The sequence below is a fragment of the Bacillus sp. XF8 genome, assembly GCF_017498755.1.
In the GTDB taxonomy this organism is placed as follows: domain Bacteria; phylum Bacillota; class Bacilli; order Bacillales; family Bacillaceae_G; genus Bacillus_A; species Bacillus_A bingmayongensis.
On the sequence record NZ_JAGDQK010000002.1, the window covers coordinates 91,020 to 114,324 of the forward strand.

The 23,305-nt window shown below is 35.4% G+C and carries 24 protein-coding genes and 1 pseudogene; 17 read left to right on the forward strand and 8 right to left on the reverse strand.

Features of this window, described 5'->3' with window-relative positions:
- The 5 genes from J4P91_RS00880 to phaQ form a co-directional block, all read right to left on the reverse strand.
- Positions 1–1,320: a TrkH family potassium uptake protein gene (locus J4P91_RS00880; RefSeq protein WP_207992605.1), complete on the reverse strand. Its 1,320-nt coding sequence runs from the start codon at positions 1,318–1,320 to the stop codon at positions 1–3.
- 116 nt (positions 1,321–1,436) lie between these two features.
- Positions 1,437–1,622 (reverse strand): alpha/beta-type small acid-soluble spore protein, encoded by a 186-nt coding sequence (locus J4P91_RS00885; RefSeq protein ID WP_000241213.1) that lies wholly within the window; start codon positions 1,620–1,622, stop codon positions 1,437–1,439.
- Between the two features lie 172 nt (positions 1,623–1,794).
- Positions 1,795–2,238: a MaoC family dehydratase gene (locus tag J4P91_RS00890; RefSeq protein ID WP_207992606.1), complete on the reverse strand. Its 444-nt coding sequence runs from the start codon at positions 2,236–2,238 to the stop codon at positions 1,795–1,797.
- Positions 2,239–2,339: 101 nt separating this feature from the next.
- Positions 2,340–2,864, reverse strand: a complete 525-nt coding sequence (gene phaP / locus J4P91_RS00895) for a polyhydroxyalkanoic acid inclusion protein PhaP (protein ID WP_017152703.1) — start codon at positions 2,862–2,864, stop codon at positions 2,340–2,342.
- 42 nt (positions 2,865–2,906) lie between these two features.
- Complete coding sequence (gene phaQ / locus J4P91_RS00900; RefSeq protein WP_017152702.1) at positions 2,907–3,359, reverse strand: poly-beta-hydroxybutyrate-responsive repressor; 453 nt, start codon at positions 3,357–3,359, stop codon at positions 2,907–2,909.
- A 198-nt stretch (positions 3,360–3,557) separates the two neighbouring features.
- On the opposite strand from phaQ, the gene phaR reads away from it, so the two are divergent.
- The 5 genes from phaR (at position 3,558) to J4P91_RS00925 (ending at position 8,852) form a co-directional block, all read left to right on the forward strand.
- Positions 3,558–4,040, forward strand: coding sequence for a polyhydroxyalkanoic acid synthase subunit PhaR (gene phaR / locus J4P91_RS00905; protein WP_207992607.1), 483 nt, complete (start codon positions 3,558–3,560; stop codon positions 4,038–4,040).
- A 154-nt stretch (positions 4,041–4,194) separates the two neighbouring features.
- Positions 4,195–4,938 carry an acetoacetyl-CoA reductase gene (locus J4P91_RS00910; protein WP_017152700.1) on the forward strand — a complete coding sequence of 248 codons (744 nt, stop codon included), beginning with the start codon at positions 4,195–4,197 and terminating at the stop codon, positions 4,936–4,938.
- An 83-nt stretch (positions 4,939–5,021) separates the two neighbouring features.
- Positions 5,022–6,107, forward strand: a complete 1,086-nt coding sequence (phaC, locus tag J4P91_RS00915; protein ID WP_017152699.1) for a class III poly(R)-hydroxyalkanoic acid synthase subunit PhaC — start codon at positions 5,022–5,024, stop codon at positions 6,105–6,107.
- 178 nt (positions 6,108–6,285) lie between these two features.
- Positions 6,286–7,479: an NAD(P)/FAD-dependent oxidoreductase gene (locus tag J4P91_RS00920; protein ID WP_207992608.1), complete on the forward strand. Its 1,194-nt coding sequence runs from the start codon at positions 6,286–6,288 to the stop codon at positions 7,477–7,479.
- A 23-nt stretch (positions 7,480–7,502) separates the two neighbouring features.
- The gene (locus J4P91_RS00925; RefSeq protein ID WP_017152697.1) at positions 7,503–8,852 is read left to right on the forward strand and encodes a TrkH family potassium uptake protein; all 1,350 of its coding nucleotides are present in this window, start codon (positions 7,503–7,505) and stop codon (positions 8,850–8,852) included.
- Positions 8,853–8,890: 38 nt separating this feature from the next.
- Here J4P91_RS00925 and J4P91_RS00930 read toward each other — a convergent pair whose 3' ends face one another.
- Positions 8,891–9,226, reverse strand: coding sequence for a DUF3905 domain-containing protein (locus J4P91_RS00930; protein ID WP_207992609.1), 336 nt, complete (start codon positions 9,224–9,226; stop codon positions 8,891–8,893).
- Positions 9,227–9,399: 173 nt separating this feature from the next.
- Between J4P91_RS00930 and J4P91_RS00935 the strand changes: the two genes are divergently transcribed.
- The 10 genes from J4P91_RS00935 (at position 9,400) to cbpA (ending at position 19,888) form a co-directional block, all read left to right on the forward strand.
- A complete protein-coding gene (locus tag J4P91_RS00935) occupies positions 9,400–9,552 on the forward strand; it encodes a hypothetical protein (protein WP_000240797.1) in 153 nt (50 codons plus the stop codon).
- Between the two features lie 227 nt (positions 9,553–9,779).
- Positions 9,780–10,856, forward strand: coding sequence for a putative 2-aminoethylphosphonate ABC transporter substrate-binding protein (locus J4P91_RS00940; RefSeq protein WP_207992610.1), 1,077 nt, complete (start codon positions 9,780–9,782; stop codon positions 10,854–10,856).
- A 15-nt stretch (positions 10,857–10,871) separates the two neighbouring features.
- Complete coding sequence (locus tag J4P91_RS00945) at positions 10,872–11,873, forward strand: putative 2-aminoethylphosphonate ABC transporter ATP-binding protein (RefSeq protein WP_207992611.1); 1,002 nt, start codon at positions 10,872–10,874, stop codon at positions 11,871–11,873.
- Positions 11,874–13,631 (forward strand): putative 2-aminoethylphosphonate ABC transporter permease subunit, encoded by a 1,758-nt coding sequence (locus tag J4P91_RS00950; protein WP_207992612.1) that lies wholly within the window; start codon positions 11,874–11,876, stop codon positions 13,629–13,631.
- A 16-nt stretch (positions 13,632–13,647) separates the two neighbouring features.
- The gene (gene phnX, locus J4P91_RS00955; protein WP_207992613.1) at positions 13,648–14,442 is read left to right on the forward strand and encodes a phosphonoacetaldehyde hydrolase; all 795 of its coding nucleotides are present in this window, start codon (positions 13,648–13,650) and stop codon (positions 14,440–14,442) included.
- Positions 14,443–14,456: 14 nt separating this feature from the next.
- Positions 14,457–15,554, forward strand: a complete 1,098-nt coding sequence (gene phnW, locus J4P91_RS00960) for a 2-aminoethylphosphonate--pyruvate transaminase (RefSeq protein WP_207992614.1) — start codon at positions 14,457–14,459, stop codon at positions 15,552–15,554.
- Entirely contained in the window at positions 15,551–16,735 is a 1,185-nt protein-coding gene (locus J4P91_RS00965; RefSeq protein ID WP_207992615.1) for a saccharopine dehydrogenase family protein, read from the forward strand. The genes phnW and J4P91_RS00965 overlap by 4 nt, the downstream gene beginning before the upstream one ends.
- Before the next feature lie 83 nt (positions 16,736–16,818).
- Positions 16,819–17,601, forward strand: coding sequence for a DeoR/GlpR family DNA-binding transcription regulator (locus J4P91_RS00970; protein ID WP_207992616.1), 783 nt, complete (start codon positions 16,819–16,821; stop codon positions 17,599–17,601).
- A gap of 910 nt (positions 17,602–18,511) precedes the next feature.
- Positions 18,512–19,141, forward strand: coding sequence for a class II aldolase/adducin family protein (locus J4P91_RS00975; protein WP_207992617.1), 630 nt, complete (start codon positions 18,512–18,514; stop codon positions 19,139–19,141).
- Positions 19,142–19,264: 123 nt separating this feature from the next.
- Positions 19,265–19,888 (forward strand): cyclic di-AMP binding protein CbpA, encoded by a 624-nt coding sequence (cbpA, locus tag J4P91_RS00980; RefSeq protein ID WP_207992618.1) that lies wholly within the window; start codon positions 19,265–19,267, stop codon positions 19,886–19,888.
- A 60-nt stretch (positions 19,889–19,948) separates the two neighbouring features.
- On the opposite strand, the gene J4P91_RS00985 is transcribed toward cbpA, so the two are convergent.
- On the reverse strand, positions 19,949–20,716 hold the full coding sequence (locus tag J4P91_RS00985) for a divergent polysaccharide deacetylase family protein (protein ID WP_017152685.1): 768 nt from the start codon (positions 20,714–20,716) through the stop codon (positions 19,949–19,951).
- A gap of 556 nt (positions 20,717–21,272) precedes the next feature.
- Here J4P91_RS00985 and J4P91_RS00990 point away from each other — a divergent pair.
- Positions 21,273–21,554 carry an aspartyl-phosphate phosphatase Spo0E family protein gene (locus tag J4P91_RS00990; RefSeq protein ID WP_017152684.1) on the forward strand — a complete coding sequence of 94 codons (282 nt, stop codon included), beginning with the start codon at positions 21,273–21,275 and terminating at the stop codon, positions 21,552–21,554.
- 29 nt (positions 21,555–21,583) lie between these two features.
- Here J4P91_RS00990 and J4P91_RS00995 read toward each other — a convergent pair.
- Positions 21,584–22,401, reverse strand: a pseudogene (locus J4P91_RS00995) (ATP-binding protein); the annotation flags it as partial.
- 77 nt (positions 22,402–22,478) lie between these two features.
- Between J4P91_RS00995 and J4P91_RS01000 the strand changes: the two are divergent.
- Complete coding sequence (locus tag J4P91_RS01000) at positions 22,479–22,925, forward strand: MarR family winged helix-turn-helix transcriptional regulator (protein ID WP_207992619.1); 447 nt, start codon at positions 22,479–22,481, stop codon at positions 22,923–22,925.
- The last annotated feature ends 380 nt before the right edge of the window (positions 22,926–23,305 follow it).

Here is a 23,305-nt window from a genome sequence, read left to right on the forward strand (position 1 = left end):
TCAACCTGTTAAAATGTCTTCGTTCGGATATTTTACCTTTCTTTGTTTTTTACGTGCAAAAGTAAACGCTAATGTTAAAGGGCCCATTTTTCCAAAAAACATCATAAATATAATGGTTAGCTTCCCGATTATTGTAAGTTTAGGGGTAAGTCCCATACTCAGACCAACAGTCCCAAATGCCGAAAATACTTCAAAGGCACTCATTAAGAGGGGAACTTGTTCGGTGATACTTAAAATTAATATAGCGAAGAAAATAAATGAGATTGAAATGACTACAATGGCAAGTGATTTTACAATCAAACCATCTTTGATTGATTTTTTAAAGATGACAATATCATCTTGCTCTTGCAAAAATTTAAGTACTCCTAATAACACAATTAAAAAGGTTGTTAATTTAATGCCTCCGCCTGTTGAAGCACTACCAGCGCCGATGAACATGAGTAACATCATTAGTAAAAGTGATGGTTTTGTTAGTTGTGCTATGTCTACAGTATTAAATCCAGCTGTACGTGTGGAAACAGCTTGGAAATAGGCTGCTAGTCCTTCTTCAAACGGTGTAAATCCTTTCATGGAAATTGGATTATGGAATTCAAATATAAAAATTAAAATTGTAGCAGCTACATTTACAATAAGAGTAAACGAGATCATAAGTTTAGAGTGTAACGTAAGGTTCTTAAAGTTTCGTTTTTTCTTTATATCCACTATGACTGTGAAACCAATTCCACCTAAAATAATGAGAGAAGAAATCACTATGTTGACGAGTATACTATGAGATTGTGACATTAAGTTATCAGTCCAAATAGAAAATCCAGCATTGTTAAATGCCGAAATCGCGTGAAAAAAACTATAATATAATCCACTGGAAACACCGTATTTTGGAATCCATTCAAAAGCAAGAAGAAGGGTAGCAAAACATTCAATAGTAAAAGAAAATAGAAATAATGATTTTGCGAGACGGATGATTCCACCGATATTTGTTTGGTTTAGTGCTTGTTGTAATAAAATACGGTTTTGGAGACCAATTTTTCTTCCGAGCATAATTGCGATCAGTACGGCAAAACTCATAATTCCAAGACCACCAACTTGAATGAGTGTTAAAATAACAAGTTGACCAAACAATGTGAATATTTTTCCAGTGTCGACAACCCCTAATCCTGTAACCGTAAATGCAGAAACAGTTGTAAATAAGGCATCAAGCCAAGATATTGAAGTTGTAGTAGCGATGGGAAGTTTTAATAGGCATGTCCCCACAATAGATAATATGACAAAAGATAAAATAAGCACGCGGGGCGGGCTCATTCCGATGTTAATACGTTTCATAGTGTACACCTTTCTTTGTTATTTGCTGTTTATAGTATGTGAAAAAAGAGGAGGTTATATGTTGAAAAGGAAAGGAGGCAGAATGTATCTGCCTCCTGAAGCCATTGTTTATAGGGTTATCCACGTAATTGCTGTTGTGCTAAGGAAACGAGACGTTTTGTTACTTCGCCACCGACAGATCCGTTAGAACGAGATGCTGTATTAGAACCTAAGCTTACACCGAATTCTTGAGCAATTTCATATTTAAATTGTTCCAATGCTTGCTCAGCACCAGGAACAAGTAATTTATTTGTTTTTACCATTAATAACACATCCTAATTTATATTCCGGTTTATTTGTTTTTAATGAGCAGTGAAGGGGTGTGCTCACTGTATAAACTGGTATTGTTAGTGTATGTGTTATATGTTTGGCCATACACGGAAGTAATCGGTGAGATTAGAAGTTCTTGGATACGAAAAAAGAGTAGCAAATGTGCTACTCTTTTTTCAGTATTGTTGCTGTACCTTCGACAACTATGTCATTCAATTGATTATATACATTTGTTTGCAACGTAATAATTTTTTTATCATCACGTTTTTTGACAACTTCTGCGACTACGCGTAAGGTGTCACCAATTTTTACAGGTGCACGAAATGATACATTTTGTGATAAATAAATTGTATTTTTTCCTGGTAATTTTGTTCCAAGAACGGTAGAAATAAATCCTGAAACAAGCATACCGTGTGCAATTCTTTCTTTAAACATTGTTGTTTTTGCAAAAGAGTCTAGAATATGAATTGGATTTACATCCCCAGTCAGTTTTGCAAAAGTGATAATGTCTTCATCAGTAATCGTTGTTGTTAAGGATGCTTGATCGCCAACTTGAATCTCATCATAATGAAGCTCTTGAACAGACTGCGCTTCTTGAAATGGATTCATTTTTTCCTCCTTCTTTTCCATATTGAAAAATGTAAGCCATCTTGATGTAATGGGAGGAAGAAAGAGTCTAGTTTGTTCTGCGGTAAGCTGCCACATTTTCCTTACTTGATGGAAGTAAATAGATTTTTTGAATTTTCCTCGAACTTTTTTACGAGTTCCAGTTGTGTAGATTTGAATTCTTCCAAAAAACCTTCCAGTTGTTTTTGAACCTCATCACGTTGGATTTGTTGTTGTTCAATGAATTGTTTTGTTGTTTCTTCAAACTGGCCGCTCGTTTGAGTAAGAAGTGACAAAGATGTTTTTGTTGGAGACACAGTAAGTTGATGAATATGATTAGAAAGTTCGTTCCATTTTTCATTCCATTCGTTAATTTGTTCATTTAAGGAGTTACCTGTGAATTGCTTCACGTATTCTGTATATTGACTATTAAATTGGGCAGTGAATTGTTGTAGCTCTTTTTCCAGTTCATCTACTCCTGCTGTTAATTTATGCAAAGCATCCTGTTGTTGTTTTAATGTTTCTAAAGTAAGTTGTTCTAATTGTTTTCCTGCTGAAGAGAAAAGGGAAAGAGAATGTGACCAATTTTTCCAAAATGCATCGACAAGTTCGTATGGTTTAGTTTCCATGGTTTGACCTCCAAATGTTTTTTTGCATATTGTGAACGCAGATTATTCTGCTGTACCACCAGGTGAAGATGAAGAGTTTTTCTCATCCTTTTCTGGAGAATTAGAAAATGGAAAGAATGCGTTGGTGTATAACGTGAAAAACGTCCGCAGCATATTTTGATAATGTTCAAAAGAGGTCGCGCATGTTGCTAAATATTGCTCTCCATATTCTGTTAAAGAATAAATTCGCTTTGCTGGCCCTCCTTCACTTGTATCCCAAGTAGAAGAAATAAGGTTTTCTTTTTCTAACTTGCGTAATGTTCTATAAACATTACCTTGATCAACAGAAGAAAAGCCGATATCCATTAGCATTTGAATCAGTTTGTAACCGTGAAGACTCCAGTCTTTTAGACAGAGAAGTAAGAAGGGAACTAAGAAGTTTTTTGGCATGGAGTTTGGTTGTTTCGCTTGGTTTTTTTCCAAACTTTCTTGTTGGCCTGGTTCATTATGTAGCATGATTGTACATCACCTCATGAATCAGTTAGATGGAATTTTTTGCTTATAAGTGCAATTTACACCTATCTGTTTTTAATGTCAATACATTTGTTGGAATATAGAAAAAAATAAAATACAGACTTGAAGTTTTATTCAGAATATTAGAAAATAGTGAATAGGTTGAATTGTTTCAAAAACGAATAAAGGAGTGTAGGAGAAGTGATTGATCAAAAATTCGATCCACTACAAGCATGGAAAGAAGCTTATGAACAGACCGAAACATTTTGGGGAAAAGCGCTCAATGAAACAATCAAAACAGAAGAGTATTCTGCTTGGATGGGAAGCGTTCTAGATTTGAATTTGTTTTATCAGAAGATGTTAAATGATGCAACAAAGGGATATTTAGAAAAAGTGAACATGCCAACCCAAGAAGATATAGCAAGAGTAGCTACGCTTGTTATTAACTTAGAAAATAAAGTTGATAACATCGAGGAGTTTTTGGAAGAAAAAGCAGAATCTCTAGGACAATCTCCTACGTTAAAACGCGACGTAACAAAAGTGAAACAAGATATTCATACATTGGAAAATAAGGTAGACAAGATTTTAGAATTACTTGAAAAACAAAATGAAGTGTTAGCAAAGTTACAGGAACCCGTGAAAGAAGCGGCGAAAGCACCAGTGAAACCAGAAAATAAAAAGTGATGAAGAAGCGCCTTTGTTTAAATGTCACCAAAAGGGTAGGGAGAACCTCTTTTTGAGACAGGATAAACGGCGAAAAAATCTATATATGGGACTTTTTATACAAGTGCCAATTTCATTCATTATCGTTCACAAATTCATTAAAGGGGGAAAAGAAATGACTCAATTAAATGGTAAAGTAGCAATCGTAACAGGTGGAGCAAAAGGAATTGGTAAAGCGATTACAGTAGCGTTAGCAAAAGAAGGAGCAAAGGTTGTTATTAACTATAATAGCAGTAAAGAAGCGGCTGAAAATTTAGTGAATGAATTAGGAACAGAGGGTCATGATGTATATGCAGTTCAGGCAGATGTTTCTAAGTTAGAAGATGCGAAGCGCCTTGTAGATGAAGCTGTGAATCATTTTGGTAAGGTAGATATTCTTGTCAATAATGCTGGTATTACAAGAGATCGTACTTTCAAAAAGTTGAATCGTGAAGACTGGGATCGCGTAATCGACGTGAATTTAAGTAGTGTGTTTAATACAACAAGTGCTGCACTTCCTTACATAACAGAATCAGAGGAGGGAAGAATCATTAGTATTTCCTCTATTATTGGGCAAGCTGGTGGATTTGGTCAAACAAACTATTCGGCAGCAAAAGCTGGTATGTTAGGGTTTACAAAATCATTAGCGCTAGAACTTGCGAAAACAAATGTAACAGTAAATGCGATTTGCCCAGGATTCATCGATACAGAAATGGTAGCAGAAGTACCAGAAGATGTTCGTCAAAAAATCGTTTCTAAGATTCCAAAGAAGCGTTTTGGTCAAGCAGATGAAATTGCAAAGGGTGTTGTATACCTGTGCCGTGATGGAGCGTATATCACTGGTCAACAGTTAAATATTAACGGCGGATTATATATGTAATGAAGGAAGGAGAAAGTGCATATCCATAGCAGGAGTGCACTTCTTTCTTGAAGAAGGAAATCAATCAAAAAGGAGATAGGAAAATGACTACATTCGTAACAGAATGGGAAAAGCAATTAGAACTATACCCAGAAGAATACCGAAAAGCATATCGTCGTTTTAAAAGAGCGAGTGAGGTTTTACTGCGTGAACCAGAGCCACAAGTAGGTTTAACTCCAAAAGAGGTTATTTGGACTAAAAATAAAACGAAGCTGTATCGTTACATTCCAAAGCAGGAAAAAACACATTCGGTTCCAATTTTATTAATCTATGCGCTAATTAATAAACCATATATTATGGATTTAACACCAGGAAATAGCTTGGTGGAATATTTAGTAGATCGTGGTTTTGATGTGTATATGCTTGATTGGGGTACATTTGGGTTAGAAGACAGTCATTTGAAATTTGATGATTTCGTGTTCGACTATATTGCAAAAGCAGTTAAAAAGGTAATGCGAACTGCAAAATCGGACGAGATTTCTTTACTTGGTTACTGCATGGGGGGAACGCTAACATCCATTTATGCAGCACTTCACCCGCATATGCCGATTCGGAATTTAATTTTTATGACAAGTCCATTTGATTTCTCTGAAACAGGATTATATGGTCCATTATTAGATGAAAAGTATTTTAACTTAGATAAAGCGGTAGATACATTCGGAAATATCCCACCAGAAATGATTGATTTTGGAAATAAAATGTTAAAACCGATTACAAACTTTGTTGGTCCGTATGTTGCGTTACTTGACCGCTCAGAAAATGAGCGTTTTGTTGAAAGCTGGAAGCTGATTCAAAAATGGGTTGGAGATGGTATTCCATTCCCAGGTGAATCATATCGACAGTGGATTCGCGATTTTTATCAAGGTAATAAATTGGTTAAAGGTGAGCTTGTAATTCGAGGACAAAAAGTGAAACTTGAAAACATTAAGGCAAATGTCTTAAATATTTCTGCAAAACGTGACCATATTGCACTGCCATGCCAAGTAGAGGCGTTACTTGATCATATTTCTAGTACAGATAAACAGTATGTGTGCCTACCGACAGGACATATGTCAGTTGTATATGGCGGAACGGCTGTAAAACAAACGTATCCTACAGTTGGAAATTGGCTTGAAGAACGCTCTAATTGAAGTGAAGCAGTGATTGGTGATAAGATTTGTTCTACTATTCGTGGAACTAATTAAAGTCGCATTTTATAATGGATGGACCAAGCGCCTTTTATAGGAATTCCAACTAGTGTAAGCTAGTTGGAATTTTTTTTTTGAAATGATGAAAAATAGGAGGAAATTCAACTTTAGAGGTAGGATTATGAAACTAACATTTGGGAATTTGTTTTGGCATGAAGAAGCTTGTATGCCTTGTTATCCGCTACTAGAAAATGATATGATATGTGATGTGTTGATTGTGGGGAGCGGTGAAACGGGTGCTCATATTGCATATTTTTTAACGTTGTTAGGAATGAAGGTTATATTGATAGATAAACGAAAAATTGCAAATGGGAGCACACTTGCGAATACAGGAATACTCCAATTTGCTCATGATAAATCATTAAATTCTATGATTCATACATTTGGAGAAGAAAAAGCAGTACGAGCTTATGGACTTTGTTATGAGGCACTGCGAACATTGGAACAAGTTATTCCAATGCTAGATATTGACCCCTATTTTATTCCGAAAAGAAGCCTATATTATGCAAGTAAAAGTGAAGATATTTCATTTCTTCAAGAGGAATACCGTACATTGCAACGTTATGGATTTCCTGTTGAGTATTTTACAGAATCTGATATTAAGAAGCGCTATTCATTTACAAAACCGGCGGCATTATATACAGGGGGAGATGCAGAAGTAAATCCGTATCTGTTAGCACATGGACTTATACATAAAGCAAACCAACTAGGGGCTTCTATTTTCGAAAATACAGAGGTTATGCATATTAAATCTGTTCAAAAAGATTTGGTTTCCTACACAAAAATAGGTCAGAAAATTGTAGCGAAATCAGTGATTATGGCTACAGGATATGAAACACTCTTTGGGAAAAAGGAAGCGAATACAACGGTAACAACTTCTTATGCCATTGTTACAAATGAGCAAGAGCATTTTAATGGATGGCACGAACAATCATTAATTTGGGAAACTGCTCGGCCATATTTATATTTTCGTACATATAAGAATCGAATTATTGTAGGTGGATTGGATGAAGCAATGCAATTTCAGAAATTTGGTGATACAAAGTTATTGCATAAACGAGAGGTGCTTACTAAAATTATACAAGAGATGTTTCCAAATCTTTCAAATGTAAGAGCTGAATATTATTGGGCTGCTACATTTGGGGGAAGTCATGATGGTTTGCCTATTTTTAAAGAAGATAGTAAAATCCCTAATTTGTACTATGCATTACCTTATGGGGGAAATGGAACGGTCTATGGAATGGTATTTGCAAAGCTATTTCAACATTTATTTACAAATAAAGGGAAAGGTGATTTTTCTTTGTTTAATCGATAGAAAAAAGGTAGCGAAGTGATGGAATGAGAGATATAAAAAAGTTTTTACAAAAGTTACGTCCGGTGCAGCTTATTGTTTTGTTTTATTTTATAGCAGTAATTGTTTCGGTAATTTTATTAAGTTTCCCATTTTTCATTAAACCAGGTGTAAAGTGGACATTTATAGATGCGTTATTTACATCTGTTAGTGCCGTGAGTGTTACAGGGCTTTCAGTGGTTTCTATTCCAGATACGTTTAATACGGCAGGCATTATTATTTTAGCGCTTGTATTACAATTAGGCGGTTTAGGAATTATGGCACTTGGTACATTTGTTTGGATGTTAACAGGGAAAAAAATTGGCTTGCAGCGAAGAAGGTTAATTATGGCAGACCATAACCAGGGGAATTTGTCAGGTCTTGTTGAGCTCATGCGGTCTATTTTAATTTTGATTGTTTCAATAGAAGCGATTGGAGCACTCCTCTTAGGTACAAGGTTTTTACTCTATTTTCCAACTTGGCAAGAAGCGTATTTTCATGGTTTTTTTGCCGCTGTTAGTGCGACGACGAATGGTGGATTTGACTTAACAGGCCAGTCGCTTATTCCATATAAAAATGACTATATTGTACAAATTATCCATATGCTACTTATTATTTTAGGAGCAATTGGATTTCCTGTATTAATGGAAGTGAAACAATATTTGAGCAAGAAAAAACATCAATTGTTTCGTTTTTCATTATTTACAAAACTGACAACAACGACATTTTTCTCGCTTGTTATTGTTGGAACAATCGTTATTTTTTTATTGGAGCGAAATCAATTTTTATTAGGAAAATCTTGGCATGAAACAGTATTTTATACGCTATTTCAATCCGTTACAACGAGAAGTGGTGGATTAGCAACAATGGATATAAGGGAATTGTCACAGCCAACGCTTTTATTTATGAGTGTTTTAATGTTTATTGGTGCTTCTCCAAGCTCAGTTGGGGGAGGGATACGTACGACGACGTTTGCTGTAAATATTCTTTCCCTATATACGTTTGCAAAAGGTGGTAGAACGGTACGTGTCTTTAAGCGGCAATTACATGAAGAAGATATTTTAAAAGCGTCTGTTGTTATGACGATGGGGATTTTATTATGTGCTTCTGCATTATTTATTTTGTCAATGACTGAAAATGTACCATTAATGAGTTTAATTGTTGAAGTATGTTCTGCATTTGGAACGACTGGACTATCAACAGGTATCACTTCTGATTTAAGTACAATCGGAAAGCTTGTATTAATTGTTCTTATGTTTATTGGTCGTGTTGGTATCTTAACATTCATTTTGGCAAGTGGTGGAAGAGAACAACCACCTCGCTATAAATATCCAAAAGAGAGAATTATTATTGGATAACATGAAAACCATTCTACCTATGAAGGTAGAATGGTTTTTTAATCGTTAATGCCAAATTGAGGGTGCATAAATGAATCTTCAGCTCTATCAGCTTTGTTCTGTAATAATTCTTGATTTTCTTCTGAAATCCATCCGATATCATTTGTTGGATGAATCCATTCCTCACCAGCCATGATGGCTGGATCAACTTCATCACTCCAATTGTTAAGTGGGCTATTTTTTGAATTGTAGTTACTATCTCCAATTACAACATCATATTGATTGATAAAAGGTTGTTGCATTTGTTTTCCTGTACCTTTAAAGGAAGGAAAATTCATCTGATGCGGAAGTGTTTCTTCTAAAATAGGTGAATCAATTTGTTGTTTTTTCTTCAAAATAATCGTTCCTTCTTTATTAGAGTAGGAAGTATCAATTCCTTGTTCATATATAATGTTTCCCTATATATATTACTTTGTACTTGTTAACACTTCCCATCAATAATTTTCGAATGTTTTCTCAAACTAATATAGAAAGTGATATGTCATTACAGTGAGAGAGGGTATTATAAATGGTAAAACGAAAAGTAAAGCAACATGCGGCAATGAATCATAATAAAACCCCAAAAGAAAGCCTGCCAGATGCGGAATTTGCGGTAGAGTATGAAAATGAAAATCCAGCGAAATATGCAAATCGTAATTCAAAAAAGGGTAAGCAAAAATGAGGCGTTTTTACAAACGCCTCATTTTTTTGTGGGATTTTTAACCTTTTTTTAATTATTTGTAAATTTTCTGTTTTTTAGTGGGAGAAAAACATGAAAAAACATTGAAGTAGCAACGTATTACACAAAAACAAACAACAAACAAAAGATTAATGTTGGTTTAATACTGCTTTTACACTTGGCGTTTATATTGGAGTTGTACATAAGAAAAATAAAAGGAGAGAGAAACAGTGAAAAAAACATTCTTTAAAGCTGTAGCAACCGGGGTAGTATTTTCTTTATTAATGGGGTGTGGTGCCAAGAAAGAAGAAACTGCTGGGGCGAAAGTAGAAGATGACAAATTATCCGGATCATTAACAGTTTATACAGCAATTGAAGAAGAACTTGTACCTATTTATCTTGATTCCTTTAAAAAGAAATACCCAGATGTGAAATTAAATATTGTTCGTGATTCAACTGGGGTTATTACAGCGAAATTGTTAGCGGAAGGAAAAAATACACAAGCAGATGTTGTATGGGGAACAGCAGCTTCTAGTCTTTTAGCTCTAGAAAAGAAAGAAATGTTAAAAGAATATTCTCCAAAAGGTGTAGATCGTGTACTTCCGCAGTTTAAAGATGATAAAAAGCCTGAGAAATGGGTTGGAAATACGGCGTTTATGACAGGGATTGCTATTAATAAAGAAGAGCTCAAAAAGAAAAACTTACCGACGCCAACATCATATGAAGATTTAACAAAACCAGAATATAAAGGAACAATCGTTATGCCGCATCCAGCTTCTTCTGGAACAGGATTTTTAACAGTATCTGCATGGCTGCAAATTATGGGTGAAGATAAAGGGTGGGATTACATGAAGAAACTTCATGACAATATCGCAACTTACACTCACTCTGGATCAAAACCAGCAAAATTAGCAGGTGCTGGAGAATATCCAGTTGGAGTATCTATGATTTATAGCGGTTTAAAAGAAAAACAAAAAGGTGCACCAATTGAAGTTGCTCTTCCAAAAGAAGGGTTGGGCTGGGAAGTAGAAGCTAATGCGTTAATTAAGAAAGATAATGCGAAAAACGATAAGATTGCTAAAGCGTTTTTAGATTGGGCAATCACAGATGATGTTATGAAGTTATATTTTGAGAAAAATGGATTTGCGACGATTAAAAATGATTATAAACTTCCAGATGGTTTCCCAAAAGATGTGACAGAAAAGTTATATAAAAATAATGATTTTAAATGGGCAGCTGAAAACCGCGATAAAATTTTAGAGCGTTGGGAAAAAGAGTTTGGTCAAAAAGCAGAACCGAAAAAGTAAGTGGGAGAGAGAAAAATGAGCGAATATTTATCAATTCAACATATTCAAAAACAGTTTGATGCGTTTACAGCGTTAAAAGATATTTCTTTTACAGTGAAAAAAAATGAGTTTGTTTGTTTACTAGGTCCAAGTGGTTGTGGTAAAACGACGCTACTTCGTATTTTGGCCGGTTTAGAAGAGCCAACAGCAGGAAGTATAGCTGTTAATGGAAAAGATATTACAGCATTGCCACCTGGAAAACGAAATTTAGGAATGGTCTTTCAATCGTATGCATTATTCCCCAATTTAACAGCACTTGAAAATATTGAATATGGATTGAAAACGAAGCGATACTCAAAAGCGGAAGTAAAAGAGAAAGCAATAGAAGCATTAGAGCTTGTTGATTTGTTGAATGTGAAAGATAAATATCCTGCTCAAATGTCTGGGGGACAACAGCAGCGAGTAGCGCTTGCACGCGCGCTCGCGCTGTCTCCTGATATTCTATTGCTTGATGAGCCACTTTCTGCACTCGATGCAAAGGTGCGCGAGAAATTACGTAGAGAAATGCGTGAGTTACAAGAAAAAGTAGGAGTTACAACCGTTATGGTGACGCATGATCAAGAAGAGGCATTAACGATGGCTGATAAAATTGTTGTCATGAATCATGCGGAGATTATGCAGATTGGAACACCAGAGGAGATTTATCAAAAGCCAGCGAATCCGTTTGTTGCAGATTTTATTGGTTCTATTAATTTCTTTTCGGAGAATGACAGGAAACAAGCAATTCGTCCAGAACACGTAATGATTGTACAAAATAATGGAATGAAAACAGTTGTAGAAAATATGGAGTTTCGTGGATCTGTATATCGAACGGAAGTACGTGTAGTAGAAGAGAAGACACATCTATATAATGAGCGAATTGTTGTGGATATATTAGCATCGGTGGCAGAGCAAAATTGTATTCGAAAAGGAAAACCACTTCAAATTTCATTTTCAGAAAATCATATGCTGTCATATGGAAAGAAGGTCATTGTATAGATGGAAATGTTAGAAAACTATAAAACAGAAGCTTCTAGAAGAACAATTAAGAGAAGTATTGGGAAAGAAGAGTGGATACAAAGGTTGTTAGTTGTCAGTATGCTTCTTGCATTTCTTGTAATGCTTGTATTGCCACTACTGCAACTGTTTACACAAGCTTTCTATGATAAAGACGGTGCTTTCGTTGGTGTTGCAAACTTTAGCAAATATTTTACAACACCAACCCTTGTTCAGTCGTTGCAGAATACTGTATGGATTTCAGGACTTACGACCATTATTTCAGTTACATTAGCGTTCGCTTATGCATACGCAATTGCGCGTACGAATGTTTTTGGTAAACGTCTGTTTCAGTATATAGCACTATTACCGTTATTTGCACCAACGATGATGCACGGTATTGCACTCACATACTTATTTGGTAATCAAGGATTAGTAACAAAGGGGCTATTTGGTCTATTTGAAGGATTACACATTCCGTTGTATGGACCTGTTGGAATTACAATTGCTGAAGTTATTTATACGTTTCCGCAAGCATTTCTCATTTTATTAATTGCTTTTCAAGGTTCAGATTATCGTCTATATGAAGCATCCAATATGCTAGGGGCAGGAAAAGTAAAACAATTTTTCACCGTTACATTACCTGGTGTGAAATACGGGCTAATCAGCGCAATGTTTGTAGTATTTACACTTAGTTTTACTGATTTTGGGGCGCCGAAAATTGTAGGTGGCCAATATAATGTGCTTGCAACAGATGTATACAAGCAAGTAATTGGACAACAAAATATGCCAATGGGTGCGACGGTCGGAATGATTTTGTTAATTCCAGCTATATTTGCATTTGCAGTGGACCGGATTACCCAAAGGAAACAAGCGAATTTTTTATCTTCAAAAGCAGTGCCATATCGAATTTCTACTAATAAAAAAAGAGATGCGATTTCATTTGTATATTGCACTATCATTACACTCATGATCATTCTTTTATTTGTTGCAGTTGGTGTTGCAGCAAGTGTAAAAGTATGGCCATATAATATGACATTTACACTTGAGCACTTCAACTTCTCAAGTTTAACAGGAGATGGAATTGCAGCGTTTAAAAATAGTGTCATTGTTTCAGCAATCACAGCAATTATTGGAGCAATCCTAACATTTGTTTTTGCATATGCCATTGAAAAGACTCAACAACTAGAATTCTTTAGAAAAGTGGGTTACTTTTTCTCTATTGTCCCACTTGCTATTCCAGGATTAGTACTTGGACTAGGCTATGTCTTTTTCTTTAGTCAACCTACGATTCAATTTTGGGGATGGGAAATAACAAATCCATTCCATCCTTTGTATGGTACAATCGCGGTTCTTGTACTTGTGAATATTATTCACTTTTATTCCGTAACATTTGTTACAGCAACGACTGCGTTAAAGAAATTGGACCGAGAATTTGAGCTTGTTTCGCAATCGATGGGAATTCCATTTTATAAAACATTCTTTCGGGTGACGGTACCGATGTGTCTACCAGCGATTTTAGAAATGGTGATGTACTATTTTGTGAATTCAATGGTAACTGTATCGGCAGTTGTCTTCTTATATGCAGCTGATTTTAAATTGGCAGCTGTTTCAATTGTGAATATGGATGATGCTGGAAATGTTGCGCCGGCAGCAGCGATGAGTGTGCTCATTGTTGTAACGAATATTGTAGTTAGAGTCCTGTATGAATGGGGAACAAAAGCTGTTCGTAATCGAACATCATTATGGCAAAAAAGATAAGAAGGGTGATGGAAGGATGAAAATTGAAGCGATTATTTTTGATTGGGCTGGTACGACAGTTGATTATGGCTGTTTTGCACCATTAGAAGTCTTTATGGAAATCTTTCATAAACGCGGTGTTGTCATTACAGCCGAAGAAGCACGTAAACCAATGGGGTTACTAAAAATTGATCATGTTCGCGCATTAACAGAAATGCCTCGTATTAGAGAAGAATGGAAGCGAGTTTTTGGACAATTACCAACGAAGACAGATATTCAGGAAATGTATGAAGAGTTTGAAGAAATTCTCTTTTCTCTTTTACCGCGTTATGCCACTCCAATTCATGGAGTGAAAGATGTGATTTCACATTTACGTGAACAGGGTATTAAAATTGGTTCCACAACAGGGTATACAAGAGAAATGATGGATATTGTTGCAAAAGAAGCAAAAGAGCAAGGATATGAGCCGGATTTTCTTGTTACACCAGATGAGGTTCCGGCTGGTCGTCCGTATCCGTGGATGTGTTATAAGAATGCAATGCAGCTTGGGGTATATCCAATGAATCATATGATTAAGGTTGGAGACACAGTGTCAGATATGAAGGAAGGTAAAAATGCAGGAATGTGGACAGTTGGTGTTATTCTTGGTAGCAGTGAACTGGGTTTAACTGAAGAGGAAGTTGAAAATATGGATCCAGTAGAGCTTCGAGAAAAAATGGAAGTGGTTCGTAAGCGTTTCATTGAGAATGGGGCTCACTTTACGATAGAAACGATGCAAGATTTACCGAATGTAATTGAACATATCGAAAAACAAGAACTTATCATTTCATAAAAGGGGTATGGATCATGAAGGAGAACCACTATTTATTACTAACACCTGGACCATTAACTACAACAAAAACTGTAAAAGAAGTCATGCTATACGATTGGTGTACATGGGATGTGGAATATAACACAATGGTACAAGAAGTACGAAGCCGCCTTGTAGCATTAGCAACAAAGGAAGAGGAAAAATATACAGCAGTTTTAATGCAAGGAAGTGGTACTTTTTCTGTTGAATCAGTTATCGGTTCGGTGATTCCGAAAGAAGGAAAACTTCTTGTCTGTACGAATGGCGCGTATGGAAAGCGAATCGTACAAATGGCAGAGATGTTACACATTGATGTGGTTGTGAGCCAAACAGAAGAATGGGAACCGACAAATCTTGTAGAAATAGAAGATTTGTTGCAAAAAGATCCAGAAATTACGCACGTTGTTGTTGTACATTGTGAAACAACAACAGGAATTATTAATCCAATCGCCGATGTATGTAATTTAGGGAAACAGTACGGAAAAGTTACGATTGTTGATGCAATGAGTAGTTTTGGCGGTGTAGAAATGGATATTGCTGATTTACAAATTGATTTTATGATTAGTAGTGCAAATAAATGTATCCAAGGTGTTCCAGGGTTTGGATTTGTAATTGCAAAGCGTGATGAATTAGCAAAATGTAAAGGTCAAGCTCGTTCGTTATCATTAGATCTTTATGATCAGTGGGAAACGATGGAAGCTCAAAATGGAAAATGGCGTTTTACATCACCAACACATATTGTACGAGCTTTTTATCAAGCATTGCTTGAGCTAGAAGAAGAGGGCGGGGTTAAAGCTCGAAATGCTCGCTATCGTAATAACCAACAAGTATTAGTAAAGAGAATGAGAGAGGTTGGTTTTCAGTCGTTAGTAGATGAAAGATATCAATCTCCTATCATTACATCTTTTATTTACCCAGAAGAAGGTTTTGGATTTAATAGATTATATAATGAACTCAAACAGCACGGATTTGTGATTTATCCAGGGAAAATTTCGAAAGTAGATACGTTCCGAATTGGCAATATTGGTGATGTGCATGAAGATGATATTCATCGATTAGTAGATAGCATTGCAAAAGGAGCTGTTATAGGATGAAAGTATTTTGTTTAGGTGGAGCCGGTAAAATTTGTCGTGAAGCAATTTTGGACTTAGTTCAATTTTCATCTTTTGAAACAATTACGGTTGCTGATTTTAATGAAGAAGAAGGACGAAAAGTAGTAGCATGGCTAGATGATCCGCGCGTTGATTTTGTACAAGTAGATGTTACAAATCATGAAGATACAGTAGTGAAAATGAAAGGCTATGATATTGTCATGGATGGTACGACGATTAAATTAAATGGATTATCTACTCGCTGTATCGCTGAAGCTGGGTGCCATGGTGTGAATTTAAATGGATTTGGTGAGGAAAATGAGTCACATGATGCATTTGTCCGAAACGGAAAAACTTGTTTGCCGGGATTTGGTATGACGCCAGGTGTGACACAAATGATGGCGATGTATGCAGCGAATCAGTTAGATTCAGTAGAGTCAGTACGTGTAAGTCATGGATCTTATCGTCCGATTGCATTCTCAGCGTCGATTACAGAAACGACAACATACGAATATGACCCGAAATTACCGACGCGTACAGTATTTGAAAATGGTGAATTTAAACAAGTCCCTCCATTTGCACGTCCAAGGGAAATTGAATTACCTGCACCATTTGGGAAAGCTGTTCAGTATATCATTCCTCACTCTGAAACAATCACGTTAGCTAAAGCGTTAAAAGATAAAGGAGTGCAGCTTATTGAAACACGCGGAACTTGGCCGCAACAAAATATGCAGCTTGTTCGAGCTTTATACGATTATGGTATATTACGTAATGACAAAATTGAAGTAAATGGTAAAGAGATTGGTATTCTAGATTGTATATCAAACTATTTACTGCAATCAAAAGAAGGACAAGAAACAGAGGTCTATGGATATGCGCTTCATGTAGAAGTAGTCGGAAAGAAAAATGGTCAAAAAGAGTGCCATGTTTTATATCATACGCATCCTACTTCTGACGGATCTGTAGAAGGATGGGAAAACCTGAGAGCTTACACAAGAAATGTAGGAATTCCATTTGGAATTGCGACAGAGTTAATTGCGAAGGGTGAAGTGAATAAAAAAGGGATTGTAACGCCTGAAGAAGCTTTTCAAAATCCAAAGATTATTTTTGATGAGTTAGAAAAACGAGGTATCTGTATTCATGAAGAAGCTTGTGTAGTAGAAGAAAGCTATGATTTTGTGTAAGTGAAATCCCCATATGAATCCCATCTCAAAATCTTGAGATGGGATTAGGTTGCCTAAATAAGTGAGATAAATGAGGTGAAGTGATGTCTGTTGTTGGTGAAGAAAGAAAGCGTAGTATTCTTGAAAAAGTAGAGTTTAAGGGAAAAGTGAAAGTTTCAGAGTTAGCAAGTGAGTTTTCAGTATCAACAGAAACCATTCGCAGATATTTAGAAGAGCTTGATCGGGAAAAGAAGTTGAAGAAAGTATATGGGGGAGCGGTTCAACTTCCGGGAGCAGGTATAGAGCCCCCTATGTTAGAAAGAGAAATGCTATATATTGAAGAAAAGAAAAGAATCGGCTATAAAGCAGCAACTTTTGTAGAAGATGGAGATGTAATTGTTATCGATGATGGAAGCACACCGCTGCAAATGGTTCCTTATCTTGTTCATCGGAAAAAATTAACTGTTGTGACGAGTTCATTTCCTGTTGCAACCCAATTAATTTCTTCTATAAATAAAAAGATGTTTGATGGGGAAGTATTGTTTATTGGAGGAAAAGTGTCTCCAAAACACTGTCGTGTATCAGGATCTATTTCACAGCAAGTCATTCGTCAGTTTCATTTTCATAAGGCATTTATTTCAATTGATGGATTGTTACCTAGCTTTGGGGTCTCGAGTTTTGAATTGGAAAAAGCTAAGTTATCAGAAGCAATGATTCAATTAGCGGAAAATACATTTGTTTTATGTGATCATACAAAGCTTGGGGTAAAAGGAAATTATCGAATTGCCGGCTTTTCTAATATTGAGCACGTAATTTGCGATAAAAAAATGCCGCCTAGTTTTGAAGAATTAATTACAAAAAATAATATTCGCTGGACGATTAGTTAAATATATGCTTCTTGTCCTAGTGGAAAAACTGACATAAACGCATTCCTTTTAGATGGAAGAGAGGATCCGCTCATGGCTAGAAACGGTCAGTGCCTTTTTTAGCTCCACCCCATGTGAAAACAGAAGGAGAAAATGAGTGGAAATCTTCTTTTATTTTCATAACCGCCATTTATATATCCAGATTGAAAAACTGAAATAACTTTTTTGATTGGAAGAGGAACGGTCGTACATAGAAGTGGTTTATCCCGCATTAACGGGCAGTAAGACTCTACCTCAAGATGCAGAGAGAAACGAGGAAGGTAGGTAGGGGATCAACTGCCCCTAAAAGCCCGATTGGTTCAACTAATAATCAGTGGGTGATGAAGAAAACCCCCATTGATTAAAGTTTCACTTTAGCTCCATACCAAGTGAAAACAAGGAGAGAAAACGAGCGCAGGTCACCTTTTGTTCTTCATAACAGCGACTTATATGTTGGAAAATTAAAATGGAGATATAGTGATGAGAGAGGATTTGAAAAGTTTTGCATCAGTGCAAAAAGTGGACACATTTTTCGGTTCTCTTCATATAATTTACCAATAGAAAAAAAGTTGACTGGAGGAAAGAAGGGGAAGAGGTGTCGGAACGCTTGTATAATAAACTTATATTGTATGCGAATGTATTACAAAAGCTCGGTATTATTAATGAACAAGAAAAGAGTGAGATGCTTCAAATGATAAACAAAAAGGCTCTGTGAAAGAGCTTTTTTTGTTGTGTGACATTTGCCTAAATTTCAAGTGGACGCAGAAATCGTATTGACAAAAAGAGATTCTCATGTGATAATTCAATTAAATTTTTAGAATAATCAAAAAAATACTTCTTTTACATAGAAATGCCTAAATCATTATAGTGATATTCTCATGGGGGTGACGAAATGTTATTTTTTTTAAAGAAATGGAAAGAGCTGAAAGATATAAAAATGGAATTAGCTCTTCGTGATTGGTTTTATGGTACAAAAATTAGTTTATCTATGCGGACATCACAAGAACCATTAACATTTTTAGTAAATATTGAAGGAAGAGATAAAGGCTTATTTGCAGAAGAAGACTTTATTGTCGTTAATAATATGTGTGAGCCAGTATTCGAAACCGATGAAAAACCAGCTGTTGAATCGTTTATGCATGCTGATATTTATAAAAAAAGTAAAGCGGAATGTATTTTACAAGTCCAAACTGTAGATAGTCATTTAATGTCAGAGTTATATGGAAAAGAAGGAATCGTTACATTTGAAAAGCGTAGTGTAGAGCGTGTTTTTGGAAAAGAAGGTATTACAGAGATTACAATTCCAATTGTAGAAAATGAAAAGAAATTCGCTGATTTATTAGAGGATCAAGTTCCGAGTTTTGTAGAAGGTGGCGGTGCGGTACTCGTTCATAATTATGGAATGATTGTATGGGGAAGTACTCCAGAAGAGACAAAAAAATGGCTAGAAGGTTTAGAATATTTAATGAACTATCATGTGAAATTATTAATGATTAAAGGAACGAAGAGTTCAGTTATGTAAAGAGAATTTTCGGTTACATGCGAATCAATAAATGAAAGCGTTTTAAAAAGTAATTCTACTCATAAAATATGGATCTCCTTATTATATATAGATTACATGTCGTCATGTGAGGAGGAACGTATTTTGCGAGTTAAATATCATTTTCTGCCGAAACAACAGGTGACATTTTGTAAAGGGAATGATTTGGGGGAACAGGCGTTAAAAATTATGAACGAGAAGGGATATAGAGCGATTCCTGTGCTTGCAGAAGATGAGAAAAGATTTAAAGGGATTATTTATAAAGTAGATATTTTAGAACGTAAATGTAATGAAGGTTTAGATGATATATGTGTGGAAGATATTATGGAAGATAAATCTGCATTTATTTTTGAAAAGGATTCTTTTTTTCGGGCCTTTTATGTAATCAGGCGTCTTCCATTTTTAGCTGTATTGAATGAGTACAATGAATTTGTTGGTATTTTAACACATTCTAATATATTTGATGTCATTGAAGATTCATTTGGAATGCAAACAGGTGGTTATATAATAACAATCGCAACGCAAGATTGTAAGGGAACAATTAAAGAGTTAGGAACGTTGTTCAGGTCTTACCATATTGGTGGATTATTTACATTGGACAATGGTGATCAATATATTCGGCGTGTGATTGTGAACATTACAGATGACTTAAGTGAAAAAGCATTAGAAACATTAATTGCAAAAATAGAGAAAAAAGGGTTTCGCGTTAGTCATATAGATCATATATGAGGTTATTACACATTGGTGTAAGAGCAGTATAAAAAATAGAGAACAGCATATAGCTGTTCTCTATTTTTGTTTGGAAACTGGTGGTGGTGAGAGGGCAAGATCGGATAAGAAAATAAAGTCTGCATGTTCACGTACTCTAGGAATGGTGGACTCAATAATACGAGAAGTAATTTCCCCAGGAGGGCCGACATGACCAATTGCTACTACGACAGGTTTTTCTTTAATTCTTTGCAAGAGTACCTGTGCTTGCTTTGTAATATGAGATGATGTATAAACGTCATCAAAGAATAATTGGTTTTCTACAATAGGAACTCCTAATTCTTTTCCGATTTTCGGTACTACGCTATCGGGATTTGTTTTACTATCTAAGTAAAATAGCCCATGCTTTTTACATACTGATAGTATGATTCGCATAATTCTTTCATTAGCTGTTACTTTCGAGCCCATATGATTGTTCATCCCGATTGCATGTGGCACTTCTTGGATCGCTTGTTCAATCCGATCTTCAATTTCATGATCACTTAAATCAGTTGTAATGGCTTTAGGGCCAAGCCATTCTTTCTTTCCTTTAATAGGCTCCATGGGCATATGAATAATGACTTCATGGCCTTTTTTATGTGCAGCTACAGCATCTTGTTTTGTAGATGGAAGAAAGGGCATAACGGCTACAGTAAGTGGAATGGGAAGGGATAGCATCCTTTCCGTTCCCTTCATATTATTTCCAAAGTCATCGATTACAATGGCGACCTTATTTGTATGAGCATACGTTTGAAGAGGAAAAATGACAATAGATAATGAAATAAAAAAAGTAATGATATGTTTACGCATATAAGAAGTTCCTTTCTGATTGAGTGATTGGTTGTAAGTATAACTCCATCAAGTTTATGCCGTTATTCGTGGGCAGTAAGACCCCACCTCCAAATTCAGCGAAAGCAAAGAAGTTAGGTGGGGAGCGGGCTGCCCGTAAAAGCCCAATTCGTGAGGGAAGTTTTTCTTTATAGGAAATTTATCTTTTTCCAATGAAATAGGGTAGACTACTTTATTTGTGAAAATGGAAACGCAAATCTATAATTATGATTTGCGTTTTTTAGATAAATTAAACGAGAAAAATGTCGAAGTAACGTAAATCAAAAATTTAAAAAATCAGTGTTTATTTGTCATTTGAAAAAAATAACATGAAAAAAATGTCTATTATTGCGAATGTATTTACAAAGATAGAATAATTTGTAATAATTCTCAAAGTGAGGATAAAGATTTGTAAATTACAGGGAGAAAATGTTAAAAATTCTGAGTATTCCAATTCAAATGAAATATACATTTGCAGCCTGAATGTATGGAGTGAAAATGAAGTAGAGAGTATGGAAGAATAATGAGGGGGATATGGATGTTTACAGCAAAACGGAAGTACACAATGGAAAAGCTTTCGCGTGATATTCATATGAAACGTGAAGAAATGATTCGTTTAGGTTTAACAAACGGATTAAACAGTACGGAAACAATTCAAGTGAGTCAAGAATTGGACAAGCTTATTTTACAGTATCAACGCTATAAAGAACAACAAACACCAAGATGGTTAACATTTATGAAGATACCTTTTTTTCAAATAGAATATGAAGGGAAATCAAGTGCTTTTTGGAAAATGTTTGTGACTGCTTTTATGAAATAAACATAATTACCCTCCTTAGAGAAGGATAATTATGCGGGATCTAATGGAAGTTTTATATGGACAGTGGTTCCTTTATTTTCTTTGCTATCAATGACAATTTGTCCATCATACATTTCTATAATTCGTTTGCATATGACAAGGCCAAGACCTGTTCCGGTATCTTTACTAGTAAAGAACGGATGAAAGAGGTGTTTTTTAATATGCTCTGGAATACCTTTTCCTGTGTTAACAATTTGTAATTGCGCGTGTTCTTTATTACTGGTTACCTGAATTGTTAATATACCACCAGATGACATAGCTTCAATTGCATTTTTTGTAATATTTAAAACCACTTGTTTCATATGATCTTTTGAGCAACGGATATGAACAGGATGGTCTGGTAACTGCAAGGTAAATATAATATTATACAAATGTGCTTCCGATTGAATAATTAATGATACCTCTTTAATAATATCTCTTACATCATACTTTTTTCAATAATCGCTGCTGAGTTGCCAAGAATAAGAAATTCGCTAACAATTTCATTGATACGTTCTATTTCTTGTTCAATAACAGAAAAATAAAATTGGTCTTGTTCTTGAGTGTGTGTTTCTTTTAAGAGTGTTACGAGACCTTTAATGCCGGTAAGTGGATTCCGGATTTCGTGAGCTGTACTAGCTCAAAGGTACCAACTAATTCAATTTTTTTGTATTTCATTTTGTTGTCTCTTCAATTTTGTTTGGCGTTTCAGTAAAATATATTGAACGAGTAAAAATAAAATCGTCATAAAAAATAAAGTAATGAGAGATTCTACCATAACCGTTTGGTATAAAGTTGTTTTATGAATAGATAATGGAAAAACGGAAACTTACCAGTTATGGATAACCTTTTTATTTGATAGGTTGTCTCGAATCTTTGTGAATTTAAGTGAAGGGTTGAAATCGTATGAAATCGAATGATGAGCGAGAAGATATTTCTCAATCTTTAAAAGTGTTTATTGCACTATCGCGTGTGCACCGCTTTGTTATGGATACTACAAATAAATCAATACAAAGTAACGGACTAAATCCAACTGAGTTTGCTGTGTTAGAATTGCTATATCATAAAGGCAGTCAGCCACTTCAACAAATTGGGGAGCGTATTTTAATTGCAAGTGGAAGTATTACGTATGTTGTCGATAAGTTAGAAAAAAAGGGACTTGTAAAACGAATTCCATGCCCGAATGATCGTCGTGTTATATATGCACAGTTGACAGGGGAAGGAGAGACCTTCATCGCGTCTATTTTTCCAAGTCATGAAAAAGTTATACATGATTCTTTTGAAATGTTAACAAAAGACGAGAAAAATGAATTGTTATCTTTACTTAAAAAAATTGGAAAATATGAAAAGTGATATGTATAAGTACAAATTGAAAAAACGACAGAAAACCTTTCTTTTTTGATGGAAGAGAGCATCCGGCCATGCATAGAAGCGGTCAGCTCCATGGCAAGTGAAAACAAAGAGAGAAAACGAGTGCAGGTCATCTTTTTTTATGTGAAGCAGGGGATTATATGTTGAAAAATCAAAGTGAGTTTATATAACATGTGTAAAAAGCTTTCGATGTGAAATGATCAAAGGCTTTTTTGTGTATACCGCATTAACTGCCCGTAAAAGCCCGATTCGTGAGGGATAATAATCAGTGGGGGGATGAAGAATCCCCTTGAAATGGAAGTTGCACTTTCTTTCGTATATATTTACAGCTCAAGAAGAAGTGTGGAATGAATGTTACAGCT

Excerpts from the sequence above, each read along its gene's own strand:
- J4P91_RS00890 (WP_207992606.1), bottom strand. The coding sequence starts at position 2,238 with ATGAATCCATTTCAAGAAGCGCAGTCTGTTCAAGAGCTTCATTATGAT.
- J4P91_RS00945 (WP_207992611.1), top strand. The coding sequence starts at position 10,872 with ATGAGCGAATATTTATCAATTCAACATATTCAAAAACAGTTTGATGCG.
- J4P91_RS00985 (WP_017152685.1), bottom strand. The coding sequence starts at position 20,716 with ATGCGTAAACATATCATTACTTTTTTTATTTCATTATCTATTGTCATT.
- phnW (WP_207992614.1), top strand. The coding sequence starts at position 14,457 with ATGAAGGAGAACCACTATTTATTACTAACACCTGGACCATTAACTACA.
- J4P91_RS01000 (WP_207992619.1), top strand. The coding sequence starts at position 22,479 with ATGAAATCGAATGATGAGCGAGAAGATATTTCTCAATCTTTAAAAGTG.
- phaQ (WP_017152702.1), bottom strand. The coding sequence starts at position 3,359 with ATGCTACATAATGAACCAGGCCAACAAGAAAGTTTGGAAAAAAACCAA.
- J4P91_RS00935 (WP_000240797.1), top strand. The coding sequence starts at position 9,400 with ATGGTAAAACGAAAAGTAAAGCAACATGCGGCAATGAATCATAATAAA.
- J4P91_RS00950 (WP_207992612.1), top strand. The coding sequence starts at position 11,874 with ATGGAAATGTTAGAAAACTATAAAACAGAAGCTTCTAGAAGAACAATT.
- J4P91_RS00975 (WP_207992617.1), top strand. The coding sequence starts at position 18,512 with ATGTTATTTTTTTTAAAGAAATGGAAAGAGCTGAAAGATATAAAAATG.
- J4P91_RS00920 (WP_207992608.1), top strand. The coding sequence starts at position 6,286 with ATGAAACTAACATTTGGGAATTTGTTTTGGCATGAAGAAGCTTGTATG.
- phaC (WP_017152699.1), top strand. The coding sequence starts at position 5,022 with ATGACTACATTCGTAACAGAATGGGAAAAGCAATTAGAACTATACCCA.
- J4P91_RS00965 (WP_207992615.1), top strand. The coding sequence starts at position 15,551 with ATGAAAGTATTTTGTTTAGGTGGAGCCGGTAAAATTTGTCGTGAAGCA.
- J4P91_RS00910 (WP_017152700.1), top strand. The coding sequence starts at position 4,195 with ATGACTCAATTAAATGGTAAAGTAGCAATCGTAACAGGTGGAGCAAAA.
- J4P91_RS00990 (WP_017152684.1), top strand. The coding sequence starts at position 21,273 with ATGTTTACAGCAAAACGGAAGTACACAATGGAAAAGCTTTCGCGTGAT.
- J4P91_RS00925 (WP_017152697.1), top strand. The coding sequence starts at position 7,503 with ATGAGAGATATAAAAAAGTTTTTACAAAAGTTACGTCCGGTGCAGCTT.
- J4P91_RS00970 (WP_207992616.1), top strand. The coding sequence starts at position 16,819 with ATGTCTGTTGTTGGTGAAGAAAGAAAGCGTAGTATTCTTGAAAAAGTA.
- phnX (WP_207992613.1), top strand. The coding sequence starts at position 13,648 with ATGAAAATTGAAGCGATTATTTTTGATTGGGCTGGTACGACAGTTGAT.
- J4P91_RS00885 (WP_000241213.1), bottom strand. The coding sequence starts at position 1,622 with ATGGTAAAAACAAATAAATTACTTGTTCCTGGTGCTGAGCAAGCATTG.
- J4P91_RS00880 (WP_207992605.1), bottom strand. The coding sequence starts at position 1,320 with ATGAAACGTATTAACATCGGAATGAGCCCGCCCCGCGTGCTTATTTTA.
- phaP (WP_017152703.1), bottom strand. The coding sequence starts at position 2,864 with ATGGAAACTAAACCATACGAACTTGTCGATGCATTTTGGAAAAATTGG.